The organism is Holophaga foetida DSM 6591 (genome assembly GCF_000242615.2).
Lineage (GTDB): Bacteria > Acidobacteriota > Holophagae > Holophagales > Holophagaceae > Holophaga > Holophaga foetida.
Genome location: NZ_KI912268.1, coordinates 36,011 through 53,315, shown reverse-complemented (window position 1 = coordinate 53,315; position 17,305 = coordinate 36,011). Strand labels below are relative to the sequence as shown.

Below are 17,305 nucleotides of genomic sequence, written 5' to 3'. Positions count from 1 at the left end.
ACACCCCACGGGCTCATACAACAAGGGGGTCAATATTCGTGTCGCCGGGTGGGTTAATTTTCATGTCGCTTGACAGTCGTCTGGCGATGCGTCAACATCGCGATGACCAAGGAGCCTTCATTTACATGGAATTGCTAGCTTTCTTACTGCGCGGGCCCGCCACACGGCGCCACCCCCGCCGCGGAGCGGCTTCGTTCAACAAAGCGCCCAATATAGGCACATTAATATAGATGCCTAGACATGTAGACGGAAACCGCATGACGGTACGGATATATTGTCTGGAGGTTTTTTTGGGGTAGATATGTGCCTGGGTCCCGGCTAGGATTGGTACAAACATCCCACCAGGCAATACTGTCTGAGAAAAAATGCCCTATACATCGCGAATCGAGCTCGATTCCGCAGTCCCATAGGAGGCGCGTATGTGACCCGCGAAAGAGTCGTACCTGTCACCAGTAACGAATTTTATTCGGAGGTGAACAACACACAGTCACGCCGCAGATCGCCCCAAATTTTTAGCTCACGCCCTAAAGCAGCACATCGGACAACATCCGACCCGAACAAATGGACTGAAGGAGGATAAATGAGTTCTGCATTATACTACGCCATCGGATACTACGTTCTCGTATTCCTAGGCACGGAATGGTACCTGCGCGGCAAGGTCAACAGCCTTGATGAATTCCAGGGCAAGAACGCCCTCGGTTGGGTGCCCGTGGCCCTCGGCCTCACCCTGATCCCCCTGGGTTCCGGTCACACCATGTCCCTCTGGGAAGCCTCCGCGGGCATGGGCGCCTCCGTGCTCTGGTGGGCCATGATCGTGGGCGGCATCTTCCTGCCCATCATGATGATGTGGCTCGGCCCCTGGCTCCGCCAGATGAAGGTGGAAACCTTCCCCGAGGGCATGGAAAAGCTCTTCGGTGTGGAGATGCGCTACCTTCAGGGCTGCACCAACGTCTTCACCTGGAGCGGCATCGCCATGGCTGAGACCCTCGCCACCGCCGCCGCCATCTATGGCTTGACCGGCGGTCAGCTGGCCTACAGCCCCTGGTGCATCCTCGCGGCCTTCCTCCTGATCCTGGCCTACGTGATCTTCGGCGGTGTGCTGCAGTACTCCTTCGTGAGCACGCTCAACGCCATCGTCATGATCCTCGGTTCCTACCTCGCCCTCTTCATGGTGGGTGGATGGATCACGGCCCACGCCATGGGTTGGCAGGGCGTCATCGACTTCTATGCAGCTCAGAACGAGATGTGGAAATTCGGCGTATTCAAGATTTCCACCCCCCTCGTGTTCCAGATGATCATTCCCGTGTTCGTGCTGCACGTCTCCGCTGCGGCTGTGAACCAGGGCACCTACATCCCCATGCTCGCCGCCCGCACCGACGCGGATTGCCGCAAGGGCGTCTTCGCCTGCGCCGGCATCAACGGCATCTCCGCCTTCCCCTGGGTCATCATGGGCCTCATCGCCATGTCACTGCCCGCCATTGCCAAGGTCGGCCCCAAGCTCTCCGTCATCGAGCTGGCCCTCAAGACCCTGCCCGCCCCCATCGTGGGCCTGCTGATGGTCTGCCTCCTGGCCGCCACCCTTTCCACCGGCGCCAGCGTGATGATCGGCAACTCCACCATCATCGTGAACGATGTCTTCAAGCGGGCCATCTGGCCTGACATGAAGGATGAGACCCGCATGAAGCTCATGCGCCCCATGATCATCGTCTGCGGCATCATCGCCTGCGTCCCCGCCTTCTTCGTGCCCATCATCTTCCCGGTCTTCCTCTGGTGCTTCTCCTTCGGCATTCCCATCTTCGTGATCTACTTCATCGGGATGGTCTGGAAACGCAGCAAGTCTGCGGCCTGGATCACGGTGCTGGTCACCTTCGCGGTGAACATGATCTGGACCTTCGCCACCCCCTCCTGGGCCACGGGCCCCTGGGCCATCAACATGTATCCGGTGACCGTCTGCTCCATCGTGCTCGGCATTGTCACCAACCTGATCCTGCCCGGTGAGGTCGGCTGGCGCCGCTCCAAGGAACACAAGACCCTCCTCACCTCCCTTGCGAACGAACAGGCCTGATAGGAGGAAACCACCATGTGGGCACTGAAGATCTTTATCGCTGAATTCCTGGTGACCATCGTGATGTCCGGGATCATCTACGGCATCTGGCGCGTCACCAACCCCGGTCAGAAGTGGTAGACCCTACCAACCTTTAAGGAGATTCAACATGGGTGCAGTCAATGTCGGTGTCGCCGCCTACCTTGCCGGAATCGGCGTGGTGCTTGGGCTGATGTGCGTCTACGGAAGCATCAAGAACAAGGGGCGCAAGAGCCCCAACTAGCTAACCGCTCAAAGCGTATTTCATGAAGGGGGGGCTTGACACCTAGGGGCCCCCTTCCAAGAGCCGAGCTAGCACACAACACAGACATGACTCCTGGGGCCAAGCTCGGGAGTCATGTTTGCGTTTGAAACAAGGAATAGTCCTTCTATGCCAACACACCAGCTTGTCGTACCCCTCTACGCGGTCCTGCCCTTCGTCCTGATGCTGGCATGCATCGCAATCCTGCCCCTGGCGGCCCCCCACTGGTGGGACCACAACCGCAACAAGGGCATCGTCGCAGTCATCCTTGCGGCCCCCATCGCGGTGTGGCTTCTGTCCGTCAGCCCCACCCACCTCCTGCACGTGGGTATCGAGTATGCCTCCTTCATCTGCCTGCTCGGCTCCCTCTTCGTGGTTGCCGGGGGCATCCATATCGGCGGCGACCTCCGTGCGACCCCGCGGAACAATACGATCATGCTGGGCATAGGCGCAGTCCTGGCCAGCGTGATCGGCACCACAGGCGCCAGCATGGTGCTCATCCGCCTGCTTCTGCGCACCAACTCCGAACGGGAAAGGGTGTCGCACATCCCCTTCTTCTTCATCCTGCTGGTATCCAACGCCGGGGGCCTGCTCACCCCTCTTGGGGATCCCCCCCTCTTCCTCGGATTCCTGCGCGGGGTGCCCTTCTTCTGGACCATGCGCCTCTTCCCGATCTGGTTGATCGCCATTGTCTATCTTCTGGCGGTGTTCTATTTCCTGGATCGTAGGGCCTACACGCGCGAAACGCCACCGGCCATCTGGAAGGATGACCACGAGGTAGAGCCCCTGTCGATGGATGGCCGCCTGAATCTTCTCTGGCTGCTCGTCATCGTGCTCGCCGTGTTCATCCCGACCCCGTACCGGGAAATCGTCATGGTTGCCTCCGCCATCGCATCACTCAAGCTCGGAAGCTCCACGGGACGCACCAGGAACGAATTCAATTTCGGCCCCATCATCGAAGTGGCGATCCTCTTTATCGGCATTTTCGTGACCATGGCCCCGGCCCTGACCCTCCTCGAGCACACGGGTCCCTCCCTTGGTCTGACCAAACCCTGGCACTTCTTCCTCGTATCCGGTGGGCTTTCCAGCGTGCTCGACAACGCCCCCACCTACCTGACCTTCTTCACCACAGCGCAGGCCACGGCAAGCTCCCTGGGCCTTCCCACCAGCGTGGTCGGGATTCCGGCCAATCTCCTGGCAGCCATCAGCGCCGGTTCAGTCCTGATGGGCGCCAACACCTACATCGGCAACGGCCCCAACTTCATGGTCAAGTCGATTGCCGAATCCGCTGGCTACCGGATGCCGAGCTTCTTCCGTTACGCCGTGATGGCCATCGCCGTCCTGCTCCCAATCTATCTAGTTACGGCCTGGATAATTCCGAGCTATTGACCTATGTTCTCCGGCGGAGTCCCAAGTTACACCATGAGAAGGCTGTGGGCCCAGCCGCACAAGTAAGCAGAATATATAAAACGACTTACATCAATGACGCCAAGGAACCGATCAATTTCGGTACTTTACAACCGCAATACGGTACTTTCCTCTTCCACCCAAACACGACCCTGGTAGTATTGGTACACATGATTCACCAGGCGGGACACCCGCCCCTAATAGTCAAACCACTAACCGCTAATCCTGTTCTGGGAAATCTGAGGGAGGTGACTGTATGACGCAGTAGCGCACGGGCCAGGCCCAGCAAGCATCAACACCCCTGCAGTTCGCACAAAAGCACGTCAGTACTCACCAAAAAACCTAATCAAGGAGAATAAAAATGGGCAATGAAGTCCGTTTGACGAATTCCACGACTGGTGGTCCAGTTTTCGTCTACGTGAAGGACGACAAGATCGTCCGTATGACCCCGATGGACTTTGATGACGCGGTTGACGCGGCTTCCTGGAAGATCGAGGCCCGCGGCAAAACCTTCACCCCTCCCCGCAAGACGACGGTCATGGCCTTCACGGCTGGCTTCAAGTCCATGATCTACTCCGACAAGCGCAACATGTACCCCATGAAGCGCGTCGATTTCGATCCCAACGGCGAGCGCAACATCCAGAACCGCGGTATCTCCGGCTACGAGCGGATCTCCTGGGATGAAGCCATCGACCTCCTGGTGACCGAGATCAACCGCATCAAGCGCGAGTCCGGCCCCGCCGCCATCCTGTCCTCCCCCAGCTCCCACCACATGTGGGGCAACGTGGGCTACCGGCACAGCACCTACTTCCGCTTCATGAACATGATGGGCTTCACCTATGCCGATCACAACCCCGACAGCTGGGAAGGCTGGCACTGGGGCGGCATGCACATGTGGGGCTTCAGCTGGCGCCTGGGCAACCCCGAGCAGTACGACCTGCTCGAGGACGGCCTGAAGCACGCTGAGATGATCGTCTTCTGGTCCTCCGACCCCGAGACCAACTCCGGCATCTACGCTGCCCACGAGTCCACCATCCGCCGTTACTGGCTGAAGGACCTGGGCGTGAAGATGGTCTTCATCGACCCCTTCTTCAACCACACCGCCGCCCTCCACAGCGACAAGTGGTTCTCCCCCAAGATCGGCACCGACCACGCCCTGTCCTTCGCCATCGCCTACACCTGGCTGACCGAAGGCACCTACGACAAGGAATACGTGGCCACCCACGCTCACGGCTTCGAAGAGTGGGCTGAGTACGTCCTCGGCAAGACCGACGGCGTGCCCAAGACCTGTGAGTGGGCCGAGCAGGAGAGCGGCTGCTCCGCTCCCGACATCCGCGCCCTGGCCCGCGAGTGGGCCAAGAAGAACACCTACCTGGCCGCTGGCGGTCTGGGTGGCTGGGGCGGCGCCTGCCGCGCCTCCCACGGCATCGAGTGGTCCCGCGGCATGATCGCCCTGGCCACCATGCAGGGAATGGGCAAGCCCGGCTCCAACATCTGGTCCACCACCCAGGGCACCCCCGTGGACACCGAGTTCTACTTCCCCGGCTACGCCGAGGGCGGCATCTCCGGTGACTGCGAGAACTCCGCTGCGGGCTTCAAGTTCGCCTGGCGCATGTTCGACGGCAAGACCACCTTCCCCTCCCCCTCCAACATCAACACCTCGGCCGGTCAGCACATCCCCCGTCTGAAGGTGCCGGAGTGCATCATGGGCGGGAAGTTCCAGTGGTCCGGCAAGGGCTTCGCCGGTGGCGATATCCAGCACCAGCTGCACCAGTACCAGTACCCCGCTCCCGGATACTCCAAGATCAAGATGCTCTGGAAGTACGGCGGCCCCTGGATGGGCACCATGACGGCCACCAACCGTTACGCCAAGATGTACAACCACGAGAGCCTCGAGTTCGTCGTCAGCCAGTCCATCTGGTTCGAGGGCGAAGTGCAGTTCGCCGATCTGATCCTGCCCGCTTGCACCAACTTCGAGCGCTGGGACATTTCGGAGTTCGCCAACTGCTCCGGCTACATCCCCGATAACTACATCCTCTGCAACCACCGCGTGATCTCCATGCAGGCCAAGTGCATCGAGCCCCTGGGCGAGAGCAAGTCCGACTACGAGATCTACCGTGCGATCGCCAAGAAGCTGAACATCGAGCAGATGTTCTCCGAGGGCAAGGACGAGCTGGATTGGTGTGAGCAGTACTTCAACGCCACCGACATGCCCAAGCACATGACCTTCGCCGAGTTCAAGAAGAAGGGCTACTTCGTGGTGCCCGACAATCCGGACCGCAAGAAGACCGTTGCTCTGCGCTGGTTCGCCGAAGACCGCGAGAAGGATACGCCCGATTGGGGCCCCCGTCTCAACAACCAGGTCAACCGCAAGGGCCTGCAGACCACCACGGGCAAGGTCGAGTTCATCGCCACCAGCCTCAAGAACTTCGAAGAGCAGGGCTTCATCGACGAATACCGTCCCGCCATGCACACCTACGTGCCGGCCTGGGAAAGCCACCACAGCCCCCTCGCCAAGAAGTACCCCCTCGGCATGCTGTCCCCCCACCCCCGCTTCTCCATGCACACCATGGGTGACGGCAAGGACAGCTTCATGAACGACATCAAGGACCACCGCGTCCTGGTGAACGGCCACTACTACTGGATCATGCGCATGAACAGCATCGATGCCGCTGCCCGTGGCATCAAGGATGGTGATCTGATCCGCGCCTTCAACGACCGCGGCTCCGTCATCCTCTGCGCCCAGGTCGGTGAGCGCCTCCAGCCTGGCACCGTTCACTCCTACGAGTCCTGCGCTGAGTACAATCCCCTCGGAAAGCCCGGCAAGTCTGCGGACCGCGGTGGCTGCGTGAACATCCTCTCCCCCGATCGCTACATGTCGAAGTACGCCTGCGGCATGGCCCCCAACTCCACCCAGCTCGAAGTTGAGAAGTGGGACGGCGGCATCTACGAGATCTATTGATCGTAGTTCTTCGATCGATCACCAATCTTCAACAGGAGAAAAATCCAAATGTCTCAATTCTACATGGTTATTGATGTAGCCAAGTGCCATGATTGCAACAACTGCTTCATGGCCTGCAAGGACGAATTCGTGGGCAACGACTGGCCCGGCTACACCGCCGCCCAGCCCCGCCACGGCCAGCGCTGGATGAACATCCTGCGCCGCGAGCGCGGTCAGTACTCCCGCAACGACGTGGCCTTCCTGTCCATGCCCTGCCAGCACTGTGAGAACGCTCCCTGCGAGAAGGCCGGCAATGGCGCTGTCACCCGTCGCGCTGACGGCATCGTCATGATCGACATGGAAAAAGCCAAGGGCAACGAGGCGCTGGCCAAGTCCTGCCCCTACGGCGCCATCTACTACAACGAAGAGATCAAGTGCGCCCAGAAGTGCACGGGCTGCGCCCACCTGCTGGACAGCAAGGAGTGGACCCCCAAGCAGCCCCGCTGCTCCCACACCTGCCCCACCGGTGCCATGCAGTTCTTCGACATCACGCCCGCCGAGATGGAGAAGAAGGTTCAGGAAGAGGGCCTGCAGGCCTACAAGGCCGAGCTGGGCACCAAGCCCCGCGTCCTTTACAAGAACCTGCAGAAGTTCACCAAGAACTTCATCGCCGCCGGCGTGCTGGTCAAGGGCGACTGCTTTGAGAACGCCACCGTCACCTGCAAGGGTGCCGGTGTCGAGGCCACCCAGAAGACCAACTTCTTCGGTGACTTCAAGTTCGACGGTCTCGAGAACGGTGAATACACCCTCGAGGTCGATGCCGCTGGCAAGAAGGCTTCTTGCACGGTGACGATCGCTGATGAGTCCAAGAACTTGGGCTACATCCAGCTGTAGTTGCTAGTCCCATGGGAGAGCCCTTATTATGAGGGCTCTCCTATTTCCTTAATTCATGTTGCTGCAGCCACCTGATCGTTGCGCAACGCTCTTCGACACGAGTAGGCACTATGAAGCAGATAGTCATTTTCAACGGCAGCCCCCGCATGGATGGCAACACCGTGACCCTTCTCAATACCGTGGCTCGCGGCGCCAGGGACATGGGTGCAGAGGTGAAGTTCTACACCCTGTTCAAAATGAAGTTCATGGCTTGCCAGAGCTGCTTCGCCTGCCGGGTCAAGGACGATTGCATCATCAAGGATGAGCTGCACGAGGCCCTTCAGAAGGTGAAAGAAGCCGATGCAGTAGTGGTGGGATCCCCCATCTACATGATGCAGATGACCGGCCCCGTGAAGAATCTCTATGACCGCCTCTTCCCCCTGACCGACAGCGAGTATCAGCCCCGTTTCGGGAAGAAGAAGATCCTCACGGTCTACTCCCAGGGAATGGAAGATCCCCACATGTTCGATTCCTACTTCGATTACACCGCCGCCATGTTCCCGGCTCTGGGTTTTGAGCACGCGGGCAACATCGTCTGTACCAACGGAAACGACCCCGAAAGCGCCGAACACGACGCAGCACTGAAAATCCGCGCCTATGAAGCAGGCAAGGCCCTGGCCCGTTAAAGCAGCAGAGAGGTAACCCCATGAAGATGAACAATGGCCAGGCGATTCTGGACAAGCTCAATGCCGCCATGGATTCCATGAGCCGGGAAGAGCTCGTGAAGGTTGTCAAGGAAGCCATCGCCCGCGCAGACGAAGTGGAGAACAGCTCCATGCTTCTCGCGACCCACCTGAAGGTGCTCTGCCACAAGAATGGCGGCACCCTGACCTACACCAAGGATGATTTCGAAGCCGCTGCCAAGGAAGACCAGGCCTTCGACGTTGAATACGGCACGGAGAACAAGAAGGAAACCTGTTTCCTCCGACTGTCACAGCGCGAGAAGAGCAAGTAGAACACGGCAAGGTCATACCTGATAGCAGCTTTGAAGACCATGAAGGGCCAGACGACGCCGCGTTTTTTGTAACGCAGGATGCGGGGGGAAAGCGTTCCAGCCCCCTATCCTGCCCGCCGAATCTGGCCATGACGACTCACCAGTATGCGTTCAGACCCCAACGGGCTGGACGGATACTCGTTGTCGTTTTGGATATGTTTTTCCGCTGAGATTCTTGCACCGGCCCCGGTGCGTACTGATACAATCGATACAGATGAACCACCAGGCGGGACACATCAGACATGCAATCCGCATAGACAGATGGACGAGCGATTCCAAACCATCGGTCACCATAAATGCATTTACATGTTTTTAATACAGTTAACACCAGTCCAGACTGTCAGCTCCACACACGGATGGAAACTCAGATGACCGGCGAAAAGCGACTCACGAACAGTACAACGGGCGGCCCAGTCTTCGTTGATGTCAAGGACGGCAAGATCGTGCGGATCATCCCCATGGATCTGGCCGAGGAGGATGCCGCCTCCTGGGAGATCGAGGCAAGGGGTCGGAAGTTCACCCCCCCCAGGAAGGCCACCATCACACCGGTCACCGCCGCCCAGAAATCCATGATCTACTCCCCGAAGCGGATCCTCTACCCCATGAAGCGGGTGGATTTCGATCCGAACGGTGAGCGGAACTGCCAGAACCGGGGCATTTCCGGCTACGAGCGGATCACCTGGGAGGAGGCCCTGGACACCGTCTCCAAGGAGATGATCCGCATCAAGCGTGACTTCGGCCCGGCCGCCATCATGAGCACCGCCAGTTCCCACCACCTTTGGGGCAATGTCGGCTACCGATTCAGCACCCTGTTCCGGTTCATGAACCTGGCGGGTTTCACCTATGCCGACCACAACCCAGACAGCTGGGAGGGGTGGCACTGGGGCGGCATGCACACCTGGGGCTTCAGCTGGCGTCTGGGCAACCCTCCCCAGTACGACCTGCTGGAGGATGGCCTCAAGAACACGGAAACCATCATCTTCTGGTCCTCGGACCCTGAGGTGAACAACGGCATCTACAGCGCCTTCGAGAGCACCCCGCGCCGCTTCTGGCTGAAGGAGCTCGGCGTCAAGATGATCTTCATCGACCCCTACTTCAACCACAGCGCCGGACTCTTTGCCGACAAGTGGTTCTCGCCCCGGCTCGGCACCGATGCTGCCCTGGCGGCGGGCATCGCCTATGTCTGGATCACCGAGGACCTCTACGACAAAGAATACGTCGCCACCCGCACCCACGGCTTCGACACGTGGAAGGACTATATCCTCGGGGGCGCCGACGGCATTCCCAAGACCCCGGAGTGGGCCGCCAACGAGACCCGGATTCCAGCCCGCGAGATCAAGGCCCTGGCCCGGGAATGGGGCACAACCAAGACGACTGTTGCGGCCGGTGGCCTTGGCGGCTGGGGTGGCGCCTGCCGCTCGGCCACAGGCAACGAGTGGGCCCGTTTCATGATCTGCCTGGCGGCCATGCAGGGCATGGGCAAGCCTGGACGAAACATGTGGTCCACCACCCAGGGCGCCCCCTGCGATGAAGGCTTCTATTTCCCCGGCTACGCGGAGGGAGGCATCGCCTGCGACACCACGAACTCGGCCGCTGGCCATGAATTCGCCTACCGGATGTTCGCCAATGGCCGCCCCTCCAGCTCCCCCATCAACAGTCCCTCAGGACAGCACATTCCCCGCCTGCGCATCCCCGAAGCCATCCTGGACGGCAAACTGGAATGGCGCGGCAAGGGCTTCTGCGGCTCCAGCATCGAGGCCCAGTTCCAGAAGTACGAGTACCCGGCCCCCGGCTATCCCCGGATCCAGATGTACTACCGCTACGGTGGGTCCTTCATCGGCACCATGACGGAAACGAACCGCTACGTGAAGATGTACCAGACGGACAAGCTCCCCTTCGCCGTAAACCAATCCATCTGGTTCGAGGGGGAGGCTCAGTTCGCCGATATCATCCTTCCGGCCTGCACCAACTTCGAGCGGTGGGACATCAGCGAGTTCGCCAACTGCTCGGGCTACATCCCCCACACCTACAGCCAGTGCAACCACCGGATCATCAGCCTCCAGGCCAAGTGCATCGAACCCCTGGGAGAGTCCAAGTCCGACTATGAGATCTTCGCCGAACTCTCCAAGCGGCTCGGGCTGTGGGAGGCCTTCACCGATGGCGGCAAGACGGAGCTGGACTGGGTGAAGCAGGTCTTCCACGCCACGGATCTCCCCAAGGGCATCACCTGGGAGAAGTTCATGGAGAAGGGCTACTACGTGGTGCCCAACAAGCCCAAGGGCACCCCGTCCACCCCCGCCATGCAGTGGTTCGCCGAAGGGCGAAAGATGGACACCCCGGACTGGGGCCCGATGCCCCAGGATACGGTGGGCTTCGAAGGGCTGCAGACCACCACGGGCAAGATCGAGTTCGAGAGCAGCAGCCTCATGAGGTTTGATCCGGACGACGAGGAGCGCAGCCCGGTGGCCAAGTATGTCCCTTCCTGGGAAGGCCACCATTCCCCCGGCTACAACAAATACCCCCTGCAGGTGGTATCGCCCCACCCGCGTTTCAGCTTCCACACCATGGGCGACCTCAAGGAAAGCTGGCTGAACGAGATCCGCGACCACCGTGTGCTCAAAGAGGACGGACACCGCTACTGGATCATCCGCCTCAACACTCAGGACGCCCTCGCCCGGGGCATCCATCACCACGATCTGGTGAAGGTATTCAATGATCGCGGCGCCGTGATCATGGCCGCCCAAGTCACGGAGCGCATTCCCTCCGGAACGGTGCACTCCTACGAATCCTGCGCCGACTACCAGGCCGTGGGCAAGCCCGGCGAGTCTCCGGACCGGGCTGGCTGCATCAACCTCCTGACCCCCAAGCGCTTCATGACCAAGAACTCGTACGGAATGGCTTCGAATTCCTGCCTCGTTCAGATCGAAAAATGGGAAGAGGTCAAGCAATGAAGAAAGTCAACCTGATCATCGACGTGGCCAGATGCCACGATTGCAACAACTGCTTCATCAGCTGCAAGGATGAACACTGGGACAACGATCACTCCCCGATCGCCGTTTCCACGCCCCGGCTTGGCCACCGCTGGATGGACATCCTGAACATCGAACGGGGCCAGTACCCCCTCCAGGACGTCTGCTACCTGCCCAAGCCCTGCATGCACTGTGAGGATGCTCCGTGCATCCGCGCCTCCAGGGATGGCGCAGTCTATCGCCGGGAGGACGGCATCGTGATCATCGATCCCGTCAAGGCCCAGGGGCAGAAGGAAATCGTGGATTCCTGCCCGTACCGGGCGATCTACTGGAACGACGAGAAGGCCATCGCCCAGAAGTGCACCATGTGCGCACACCTCCTGGACAAGGGTTGGGCCCAGCCGCGCTGCTCCCACAGCTGCGCCACGGGTGCCATGGAGTTCGCCCTCCTCGAAGACCTGGAGATGGAAAAGCGCGTGGCGGAGGAGAAGCTCGAGCATTTCCATCCCGAGTACCAGACCCGGCCCCGGGTCTGGTACAAGAACCTCTACCGCTTCACCAAATGCCATATCGCGGGAAGCGTCGCCATCCACTATGGCCTTGAGTGCGCGGTCGACGCCAAGGTGACCGTCACCCACGTGGCCACCCAGGCCACCTGGAGCACCCGGACCAACAACTACGGCAACTTCAAGCTGGACGGGTTCGACAGGGACAGTGGCGATTACCAGATTGAAGCGGAACACACCGGAATCACCAAGGCCTGCGTCATCAGGCTCAAGGAGAGCCTCAATATCGGAGTCATCCACCTGTAAGGGATGAGTTGAAGAGCCCTGAAAGACCAGAATCGCCTTCAAACGTTATGGAGCACAACCGTGGGACGCCATTCCATGCGATCGCCCTTGATACTCAACAATGAGACCATCCGCCACCTCATGATGGTGGCCTTTTCCCGCAAAGAACCGGAGACGCGCGCCCTGCGGGCGCAGGTGATTCTGGCCTATGCCAGTGGCACCCGGATCAGCACGATTTCCAAATGCCTTGAGCTCAACCGCCCCCGCATCTACCGTTTCCTCGATCAGGCCCTTGGAATGGGAGTCCTGGAATCCCTCGAAGAGCGACGCGGCCGGAGCTAGTCTGCCCTTCGCACCCACATGACCCGGAAAGCGAACATGACCACGTATTCAGAAGCACTAGGCATGATCCTGGGGGCAATCCCCCCCCTGCCTGTGGAACAGGTTCCCCTCAGCGAAGCTGCGGGGAGGGCCCTGGCAGAGGACATCCTTTCCCGTGAGTCGATCCCGCCCTTCAACAATTCGGCCATGGACGGCTTTGCGATCCGGATTGAGGACCTTCGACCGGGACTTCGCATGCAGGTGCAGGGGACCCTGGCCGCCGGTCAGGTGCCCCACCACAGGGTGGCTCCCGCTTCTGCCGTACGGATCATGACCGGCGCTCCCCTGCCGGAAGGGGCAGATACCGTCGTCCCCCTTGAACACACCCTGTTCGGCCAGGACTGGGTGGAGTTCCCGAACCCAGTCGAGCGTGGGTCCAATATCCGTTGGGCCGGGGATGACATCTGGCCAGGGGCCAGGGTCCTTTCAGCCGGTACCCTCCTCAAACCCGCCGCCATCGGCGTACTGGCTTCCCTCGGCGTGTCCGAGGTGCCGGTGCGGGTCCGCCCCAGGGTCGTGGTCATGAGCACAGGCAATGAGCTGGTGGATGTGAAGCAGCACCCGGGGCCTGGACAGATCCGGGACTCCAACAATCCCGGGATCTGCAGCCAGGTCGCGACCTTCGGAGCCATCCCATGCCCCCTGCCCCGGGTGCCGGACAAGAGGGAGCGTGTCCACGCCGCCATCCAGAAGGCCATGGAAACCTGCGATATCCTCCTGACCACCGGAGGCGTCTCGGAGGGTGACTTCGACTTCATCAAACCGGTCCTGGAGGAGCTGGGAGCCCAGCAAGTCTTCTGGAAGGTCGCCCAGAAGCCCGGAGGCCCCTTCGGATTCTGGACTCTGAACGGCAAGCCCATCTTCGGCATTCCTGGCAATCCAGTGTCAGCCATGGTGATGGTCGAAGAGTATGTCCGCCCTGCCCTCCGGCAAATGATGGGTTTCAAGGACTGCCTCCGCCCCATGCGCAAGGCGATCCTGGACGAGGATTGGAAGAAGCCCAGGCCGGATGGCAAGACCCACTTCCTGAGGGTGATGCTCCAGGAGCAGGAGGATGGCCTTCACGCCCGGCTGACGGGATCCCAGAGCTCAGGCGTGCTCACCTCCATGCTGCTGGCCAATGGGCTTGCCGTGGTGGAGGCCGACATCCTGGAACTGAAGCGGGGCGACTTCATCCCCGTCCAGATGACGGAACAGGCAGAGGATCACTGACCCGAAAGGAGCCTCCCCAGCCGCCGGATGGCCTCCTTGGCTCCGTCCCAGAGGACCAGGTCCTCGGCCTCTTCCAGGCTGCACCAGCGGTATGCGCTATGCTCTGCCAAGTTCAGGTCCACCACAGCCCCGGGAGAGACCTCCATGTGGAAGCAGGTTTCCCGGTTGAAGTGCGGTTTCCCTGCCCGGATCTCCAGAACCCGGGGATCGATGTAGAAGGAGTGGGCATAGTCCAGGGGGAGCAGGCGCCCTTCCAAGCCGGTCTCTTCCCGGACCTCCCGGATCGCCGCCTCCGCAAGGCTCTCTCCAGGGTCCACCATCCCGGTCACGCTGGACCACCAGAGTCCCTCCACGGGCTGGCGAAGCATCACCAGCACCTCTGGACCGGTCAGTGTGCGACGCCAGGTGGTGGCGGAAACGCTCAGGCTGGGAGCTGGCACCGCCAGGGGGTCCAACGCCATGGTTTCGGCGAGGTGGAAGCTCAGCCGATCCGCCGCCTGGTCCCAGGTGGGGCAGTCGTCCCCGAGGAGTGAGTGGAGACTGCAGACGCCCTTGTCCCTCATGCCGCAAGGGGTGATCCAGCCGAAGGGGCGAAGATCCGGCGACACATTGAAGGCCAGGCCATGGGTGGAGATCCAGCGCCGGAGATGGAGACCCAGGGCTCCGAGCTTGCGATCCCCCACCCAGATCCCCGGACAGCCCGAGAGGCGCGTGGCCGTGACACCGAAATCCCCGGCGGTGCGGATCATCGCCTCCTCCAGGTTGCGCACGAAGCGCCCCACATCGCGACGCCCCCCCCGGAGGTCGCAAACCGGATAGACCACGATCTGGCCAGGGCCGTGATAGGTAACCTGCCCCCCCCGGTCGATCCGATGGACCCGGATACCCGCCGCCTTCAAGAAGGCAGCATCCACATGGATGTCTTCCGGGGAGGCATGGCGGCCCAGGGTATAGACCGGATCGTGCTCCACCACGAGGATCTGATCAGGTTCCCCGGAACGGACCAGATCGGCCATGGCCTTCTGCATGAAAAGCCCCGCCGGATAGAGCACGGGGCCCAGATGGCGGAACTGTGCAGGACGTCGCTCGCTCATGGAACGACTTTAACCCTTCCCGACGATCGGCGGAACTCAGCCAGAAAACCCACCACTGAACTGAGTACAGCTCTGCATTTGAGTGATTGAGCGCCTGCGGGTTGTATCCGAGTTGTTCACCGCTTGTTGGCAAGCTTTATCCCCTGAATCCCCTTCATCCTGGCTAATCCTCTTCTTTTTTGTTTCGCCAGGGTGAAGGGGATGAAGAGGGTGAACCGCACCCCCCGGTTTTCTTGCCGCGAGGTGCGTAGCGTCCGCACAGGTGTCTCTGTGGATGATCTATTTTACGATCGCCCTGGGGGCGGCAGTCTTGAAGGTCCTGAAGGTGAAGCTGATCAGCAGGGCGACCACCAGCAGGGTGCAGGATACAAGGTAAGCCAGGTTGTACCTCTTGGTGGAGTCCATGATCACCGCGGCGGTCATGGGGCCGATGATGCCGCCCAGACCCCAGGCCGTGAAGATCACACCGTAGTTGGTGCCGAAGTTCTTCATGCCGTACTTGTCGGCGGTCGTGGCGGGGAAGACCGAGAAGCTCGCCCCGTAGCAGAGACCGGCCAGGGCCACGCCCAGAGCCAGGAGGGGGATGGAGAGGTAGCGACTAAAGCAGAGCATGTTGAGGGCCTGGATCACGAAAATGATCCGCATCAGGTTGATGCGCCCGATCTTGTCGGAGACCGTTCCACCAAGGAAGCGCCCAGCGGCGTTGAAAATCGCCAGGAAGATGAGGAGAAGGAATCCCTTCTCCCAGCCCACCTGGATCTTGGCGATGGTCGCGGCGTGGCCAATGATCATGAGGCCTGCGGCAGATGAGAAGGCGAACATGATCCACAGTTTGTAGAAGTCGGCACTCTTCAGCATGCCTCTCCAATCCGCATCCTGGCCATGGTCACTCCCACCGAAGGACTTGGCGCTTGAGGCGGTGTTGGGGTTGTAGCCTTCAGGGGGATTGGCCAGGAACTGGGCACAACCGACCATGAGCACCAGGAGGCAGATCCCCATGATGATCAGAGCCTTGGACACGCCGTAAGCGCCGATGAGCCAGGTGATCAAGGGGGCGTAGAGAATGGAGGCGAGAGCGATACCGGCAACCACAACCCCCGTGATCGTCCCCTTCTTGGAGGCGGGGAACCACTTCAGGGCCGCAGGGGTGGTGGAGACATTGATGCTGCCGCTACCCGCCCCGACCAGCACGCCGAAGCTGATGGTCATCAAGAGAGGGCTCTGGACCAGGCCAGAAATGATCAGGCCACATCCAGTGAAGCATCCGGCCAGGGTGGCGCAGAAGCGGGGCCCCTTGGCATCCTGGACCCGTCCCATCATGACCATGGCGATCACGAAGACCACGGTGGCGGTCGTATAGGGAAGCGATGCCTGCTTGGCGGTCCAACCTGACTTGATCAGGGCCTTACCGACCACGCTCCAGATGTAGAGAAGTCCACCCAGGAACTGGACACCAACAGCTGTCCACAAAACAACCCACGCACGTCTCTGCAAGTTCGAACTCGACATTGTAACTCAGCCCCCGAAAGTGATCGATTTCCCTAATCACAGCAATCAAACCATCGACCCATACTACACGATGATTCAATTTTTCGGGCATTAAAATCCATTTCCGGAGTCACCGGCATCCAATATGAATAGCGATCAGGACCATACCACAATAAAACAGTGAGCATTTCGTCGGTGGGGCGTGGGCGAGGCTGCCTCAGGTAGACGGAGCCCCCACCGATGAAATGCGGTGTTGAACAAGCCCGGAGCGGCGGGGGAGTTGGGCGAGGGCTATGGGGAAATCGCGCCTGCTGATCCACTTTTGGGGACGCCAGGTCCCCTGTCGCCCAGGGATTGCTGACTGCTGAGCCCGACAGTCCCGGCAGGGGCTTGGACCGAGTTGGCGTCATAGCAGGGCTTCGCCGTCCCGCCGTGGTGGAGGTCGTGGTGCAGGTGATGGATAGCTGAGAGGCTGACAGTCATGGCATCACCGCCGGGGGTGCCCTGGAGGCTTCACTCATCAGCGGTCGCCAGAGGATCAGACCACCACAATGAGGGCAGCGTTGCCCCGTGCCTTCGGCTGGACACGCCTCGGCTCTGGGTTTCGGAGCAGGCAGCAGGGCCCTGGCCTGTTCCAGCAGACCTCCACCCTGGGGCCCAGGCGTAGAGGCCAAAGTGCCGGATCTTATGGAAGCCATCCGGAAGGACATGCTGGACAAAGCGGCGCAGGAACTCGATGGGGGGGAGGGG

12 protein-coding genes and 1 pseudogene are annotated in these 17,305 nt (G+C 60.5%); 10 read left to right on the top strand and 3 right to left on the bottom strand.

The features are described 5' to 3' along the window. The first annotated feature begins 580 nt into the window (after nucleotides 1–580). From HOLFODRAFT_RS0200280 to HOLFODRAFT_RS0200225, 10 genes are all read left to right on the top strand, one after another. On the top strand, nucleotides 581–2,065 hold the full coding sequence (locus tag HOLFODRAFT_RS0200280; protein WP_005031363.1) for a sodium:solute symporter family protein: 1,485 nt from the start codon (nucleotides 581–583) through the stop codon (nucleotides 2,063–2,065). Between the two features lie 409 nt (nucleotides 2,066–2,474). Next, nucleotides 2,475–3,734 (top strand): sodium:proton antiporter, encoded by a 1,260-nt coding sequence (locus HOLFODRAFT_RS0200265; RefSeq protein WP_005031367.1) that lies wholly within the window; start codon nucleotides 2,475–2,477, stop codon nucleotides 3,732–3,734. 379 nt (nucleotides 3,735–4,113) lie between these two features. Next, nucleotides 4,114–6,714: a molybdopterin-dependent oxidoreductase gene (locus HOLFODRAFT_RS0200260; RefSeq protein ID WP_005031368.1), complete on the top strand. Its 2,601-nt coding sequence runs from the start codon at nucleotides 4,114–4,116 to the stop codon at nucleotides 6,712–6,714. Nucleotides 6,715–6,762: 48 nt separating this feature from the next. Continuing rightward, complete coding sequence (locus HOLFODRAFT_RS0200255) at nucleotides 6,763–7,587, top strand: 4Fe-4S dicluster domain-containing protein (protein WP_005031370.1); 825 nt, start codon at nucleotides 6,763–6,765, stop codon at nucleotides 7,585–7,587. A gap of 110 nt (nucleotides 7,588–7,697) precedes the next feature. Then, complete coding sequence (locus tag HOLFODRAFT_RS0200250) at nucleotides 7,698–8,252, top strand: flavodoxin family protein (RefSeq protein ID WP_005031371.1); 555 nt, start codon at nucleotides 7,698–7,700, stop codon at nucleotides 8,250–8,252. 20 nt (nucleotides 8,253–8,272) lie between these two features. Continuing rightward, a complete protein-coding gene (locus HOLFODRAFT_RS0200245) occupies nucleotides 8,273–8,581 on the top strand; it encodes a hypothetical protein (RefSeq protein ID WP_005031372.1) in 309 nt (102 codons plus the stop codon). Between the two features lie 407 nt (nucleotides 8,582–8,988). Next, nucleotides 8,989–11,571, top strand: a complete 2,583-nt coding sequence (locus tag HOLFODRAFT_RS0200240) for a molybdopterin-dependent oxidoreductase (protein ID WP_005031373.1) — start codon at nucleotides 8,989–8,991, stop codon at nucleotides 11,569–11,571. Continuing rightward, nucleotides 11,568–12,401: a 4Fe-4S dicluster domain-containing protein gene (locus HOLFODRAFT_RS0200235; protein WP_005031374.1), complete on the top strand. Its 834-nt coding sequence runs from the start codon at nucleotides 11,568–11,570 to the stop codon at nucleotides 12,399–12,401. Before HOLFODRAFT_RS0200240 ends, HOLFODRAFT_RS0200235 begins: the two co-directional genes overlap by 4 nt. 60 nt (nucleotides 12,402–12,461) lie before the next feature. Beyond that, nucleotides 12,462–12,722: a hypothetical protein gene (locus HOLFODRAFT_RS0200230; protein ID WP_148300311.1), complete on the top strand. Its 261-nt coding sequence runs from the start codon at nucleotides 12,462–12,464 to the stop codon at nucleotides 12,720–12,722. A 36-nt stretch (nucleotides 12,723–12,758) separates the two neighbouring features. After that, nucleotides 12,759–13,973: a molybdopterin molybdotransferase MoeA gene (locus HOLFODRAFT_RS0200225; RefSeq protein ID WP_005031376.1), complete on the top strand. Its 1,215-nt coding sequence runs from the start codon at nucleotides 12,759–12,761 to the stop codon at nucleotides 13,971–13,973. Here HOLFODRAFT_RS0200225 and lipB read toward each other — a convergent pair. The 3 genes and pseudogenes from lipB to HOLFODRAFT_RS25655 all read right to left on the bottom strand — a co-directional run. Continuing rightward, nucleotides 13,967–15,067, bottom strand: coding sequence for a lipoyl(octanoyl) transferase LipB (gene lipB, locus HOLFODRAFT_RS18540; RefSeq protein WP_005031377.1), 1,101 nt, complete (start codon nucleotides 15,065–15,067; stop codon nucleotides 13,967–13,969). The genes HOLFODRAFT_RS0200225 and lipB overlap by 7 nt on opposite strands. Before the next feature lie 279 nt (nucleotides 15,068–15,346). Then, a complete protein-coding gene (locus HOLFODRAFT_RS0200215; RefSeq protein WP_026938899.1) occupies nucleotides 15,347–16,561 on the bottom strand; it encodes an L-lactate MFS transporter in 1,215 nt (404 codons plus the stop codon). Nucleotides 16,562–17,034: 473 nt separating this feature from the next. Next, nucleotides 17,035–17,305, bottom strand: a pseudogene (locus HOLFODRAFT_RS25655) (transposase); the annotation flags it as partial.

Excerpts from the sequence above, each read along its gene's own strand:
- lipB (WP_005031377.1), bottom strand. The coding sequence starts at position 15,067 with ATGAGCGAGCGACGTCCTGCACAGTTCCGCCATCTGGGCCCCGTGCTC.
- HOLFODRAFT_RS0200235 (WP_005031374.1), top strand. The coding sequence starts at position 11,568 with ATGAAGAAAGTCAACCTGATCATCGACGTGGCCAGATGCCACGATTGC.
- HOLFODRAFT_RS0200255 (WP_005031370.1), top strand. The coding sequence starts at position 6,763 with ATGTCTCAATTCTACATGGTTATTGATGTAGCCAAGTGCCATGATTGC.
- HOLFODRAFT_RS0200265 (WP_005031367.1), top strand. The coding sequence starts at position 2,475 with ATGCCAACACACCAGCTTGTCGTACCCCTCTACGCGGTCCTGCCCTTC.
- HOLFODRAFT_RS0200280 (WP_005031363.1), top strand. The coding sequence starts at position 581 with ATGAGTTCTGCATTATACTACGCCATCGGATACTACGTTCTCGTATTC.
- HOLFODRAFT_RS0200245 (WP_005031372.1), top strand. The coding sequence starts at position 8,273 with ATGAAGATGAACAATGGCCAGGCGATTCTGGACAAGCTCAATGCCGCC.
- HOLFODRAFT_RS0200240 (WP_005031373.1), top strand. The coding sequence starts at position 8,989 with ATGACCGGCGAAAAGCGACTCACGAACAGTACAACGGGCGGCCCAGTC.
- HOLFODRAFT_RS0200250 (WP_005031371.1), top strand. The coding sequence starts at position 7,698 with ATGAAGCAGATAGTCATTTTCAACGGCAGCCCCCGCATGGATGGCAAC.
- HOLFODRAFT_RS0200260 (WP_005031368.1), top strand. The coding sequence starts at position 4,114 with ATGGGCAATGAAGTCCGTTTGACGAATTCCACGACTGGTGGTCCAGTT.
- HOLFODRAFT_RS0200225 (WP_005031376.1), top strand. The coding sequence starts at position 12,759 with ATGACCACGTATTCAGAAGCACTAGGCATGATCCTGGGGGCAATCCCC.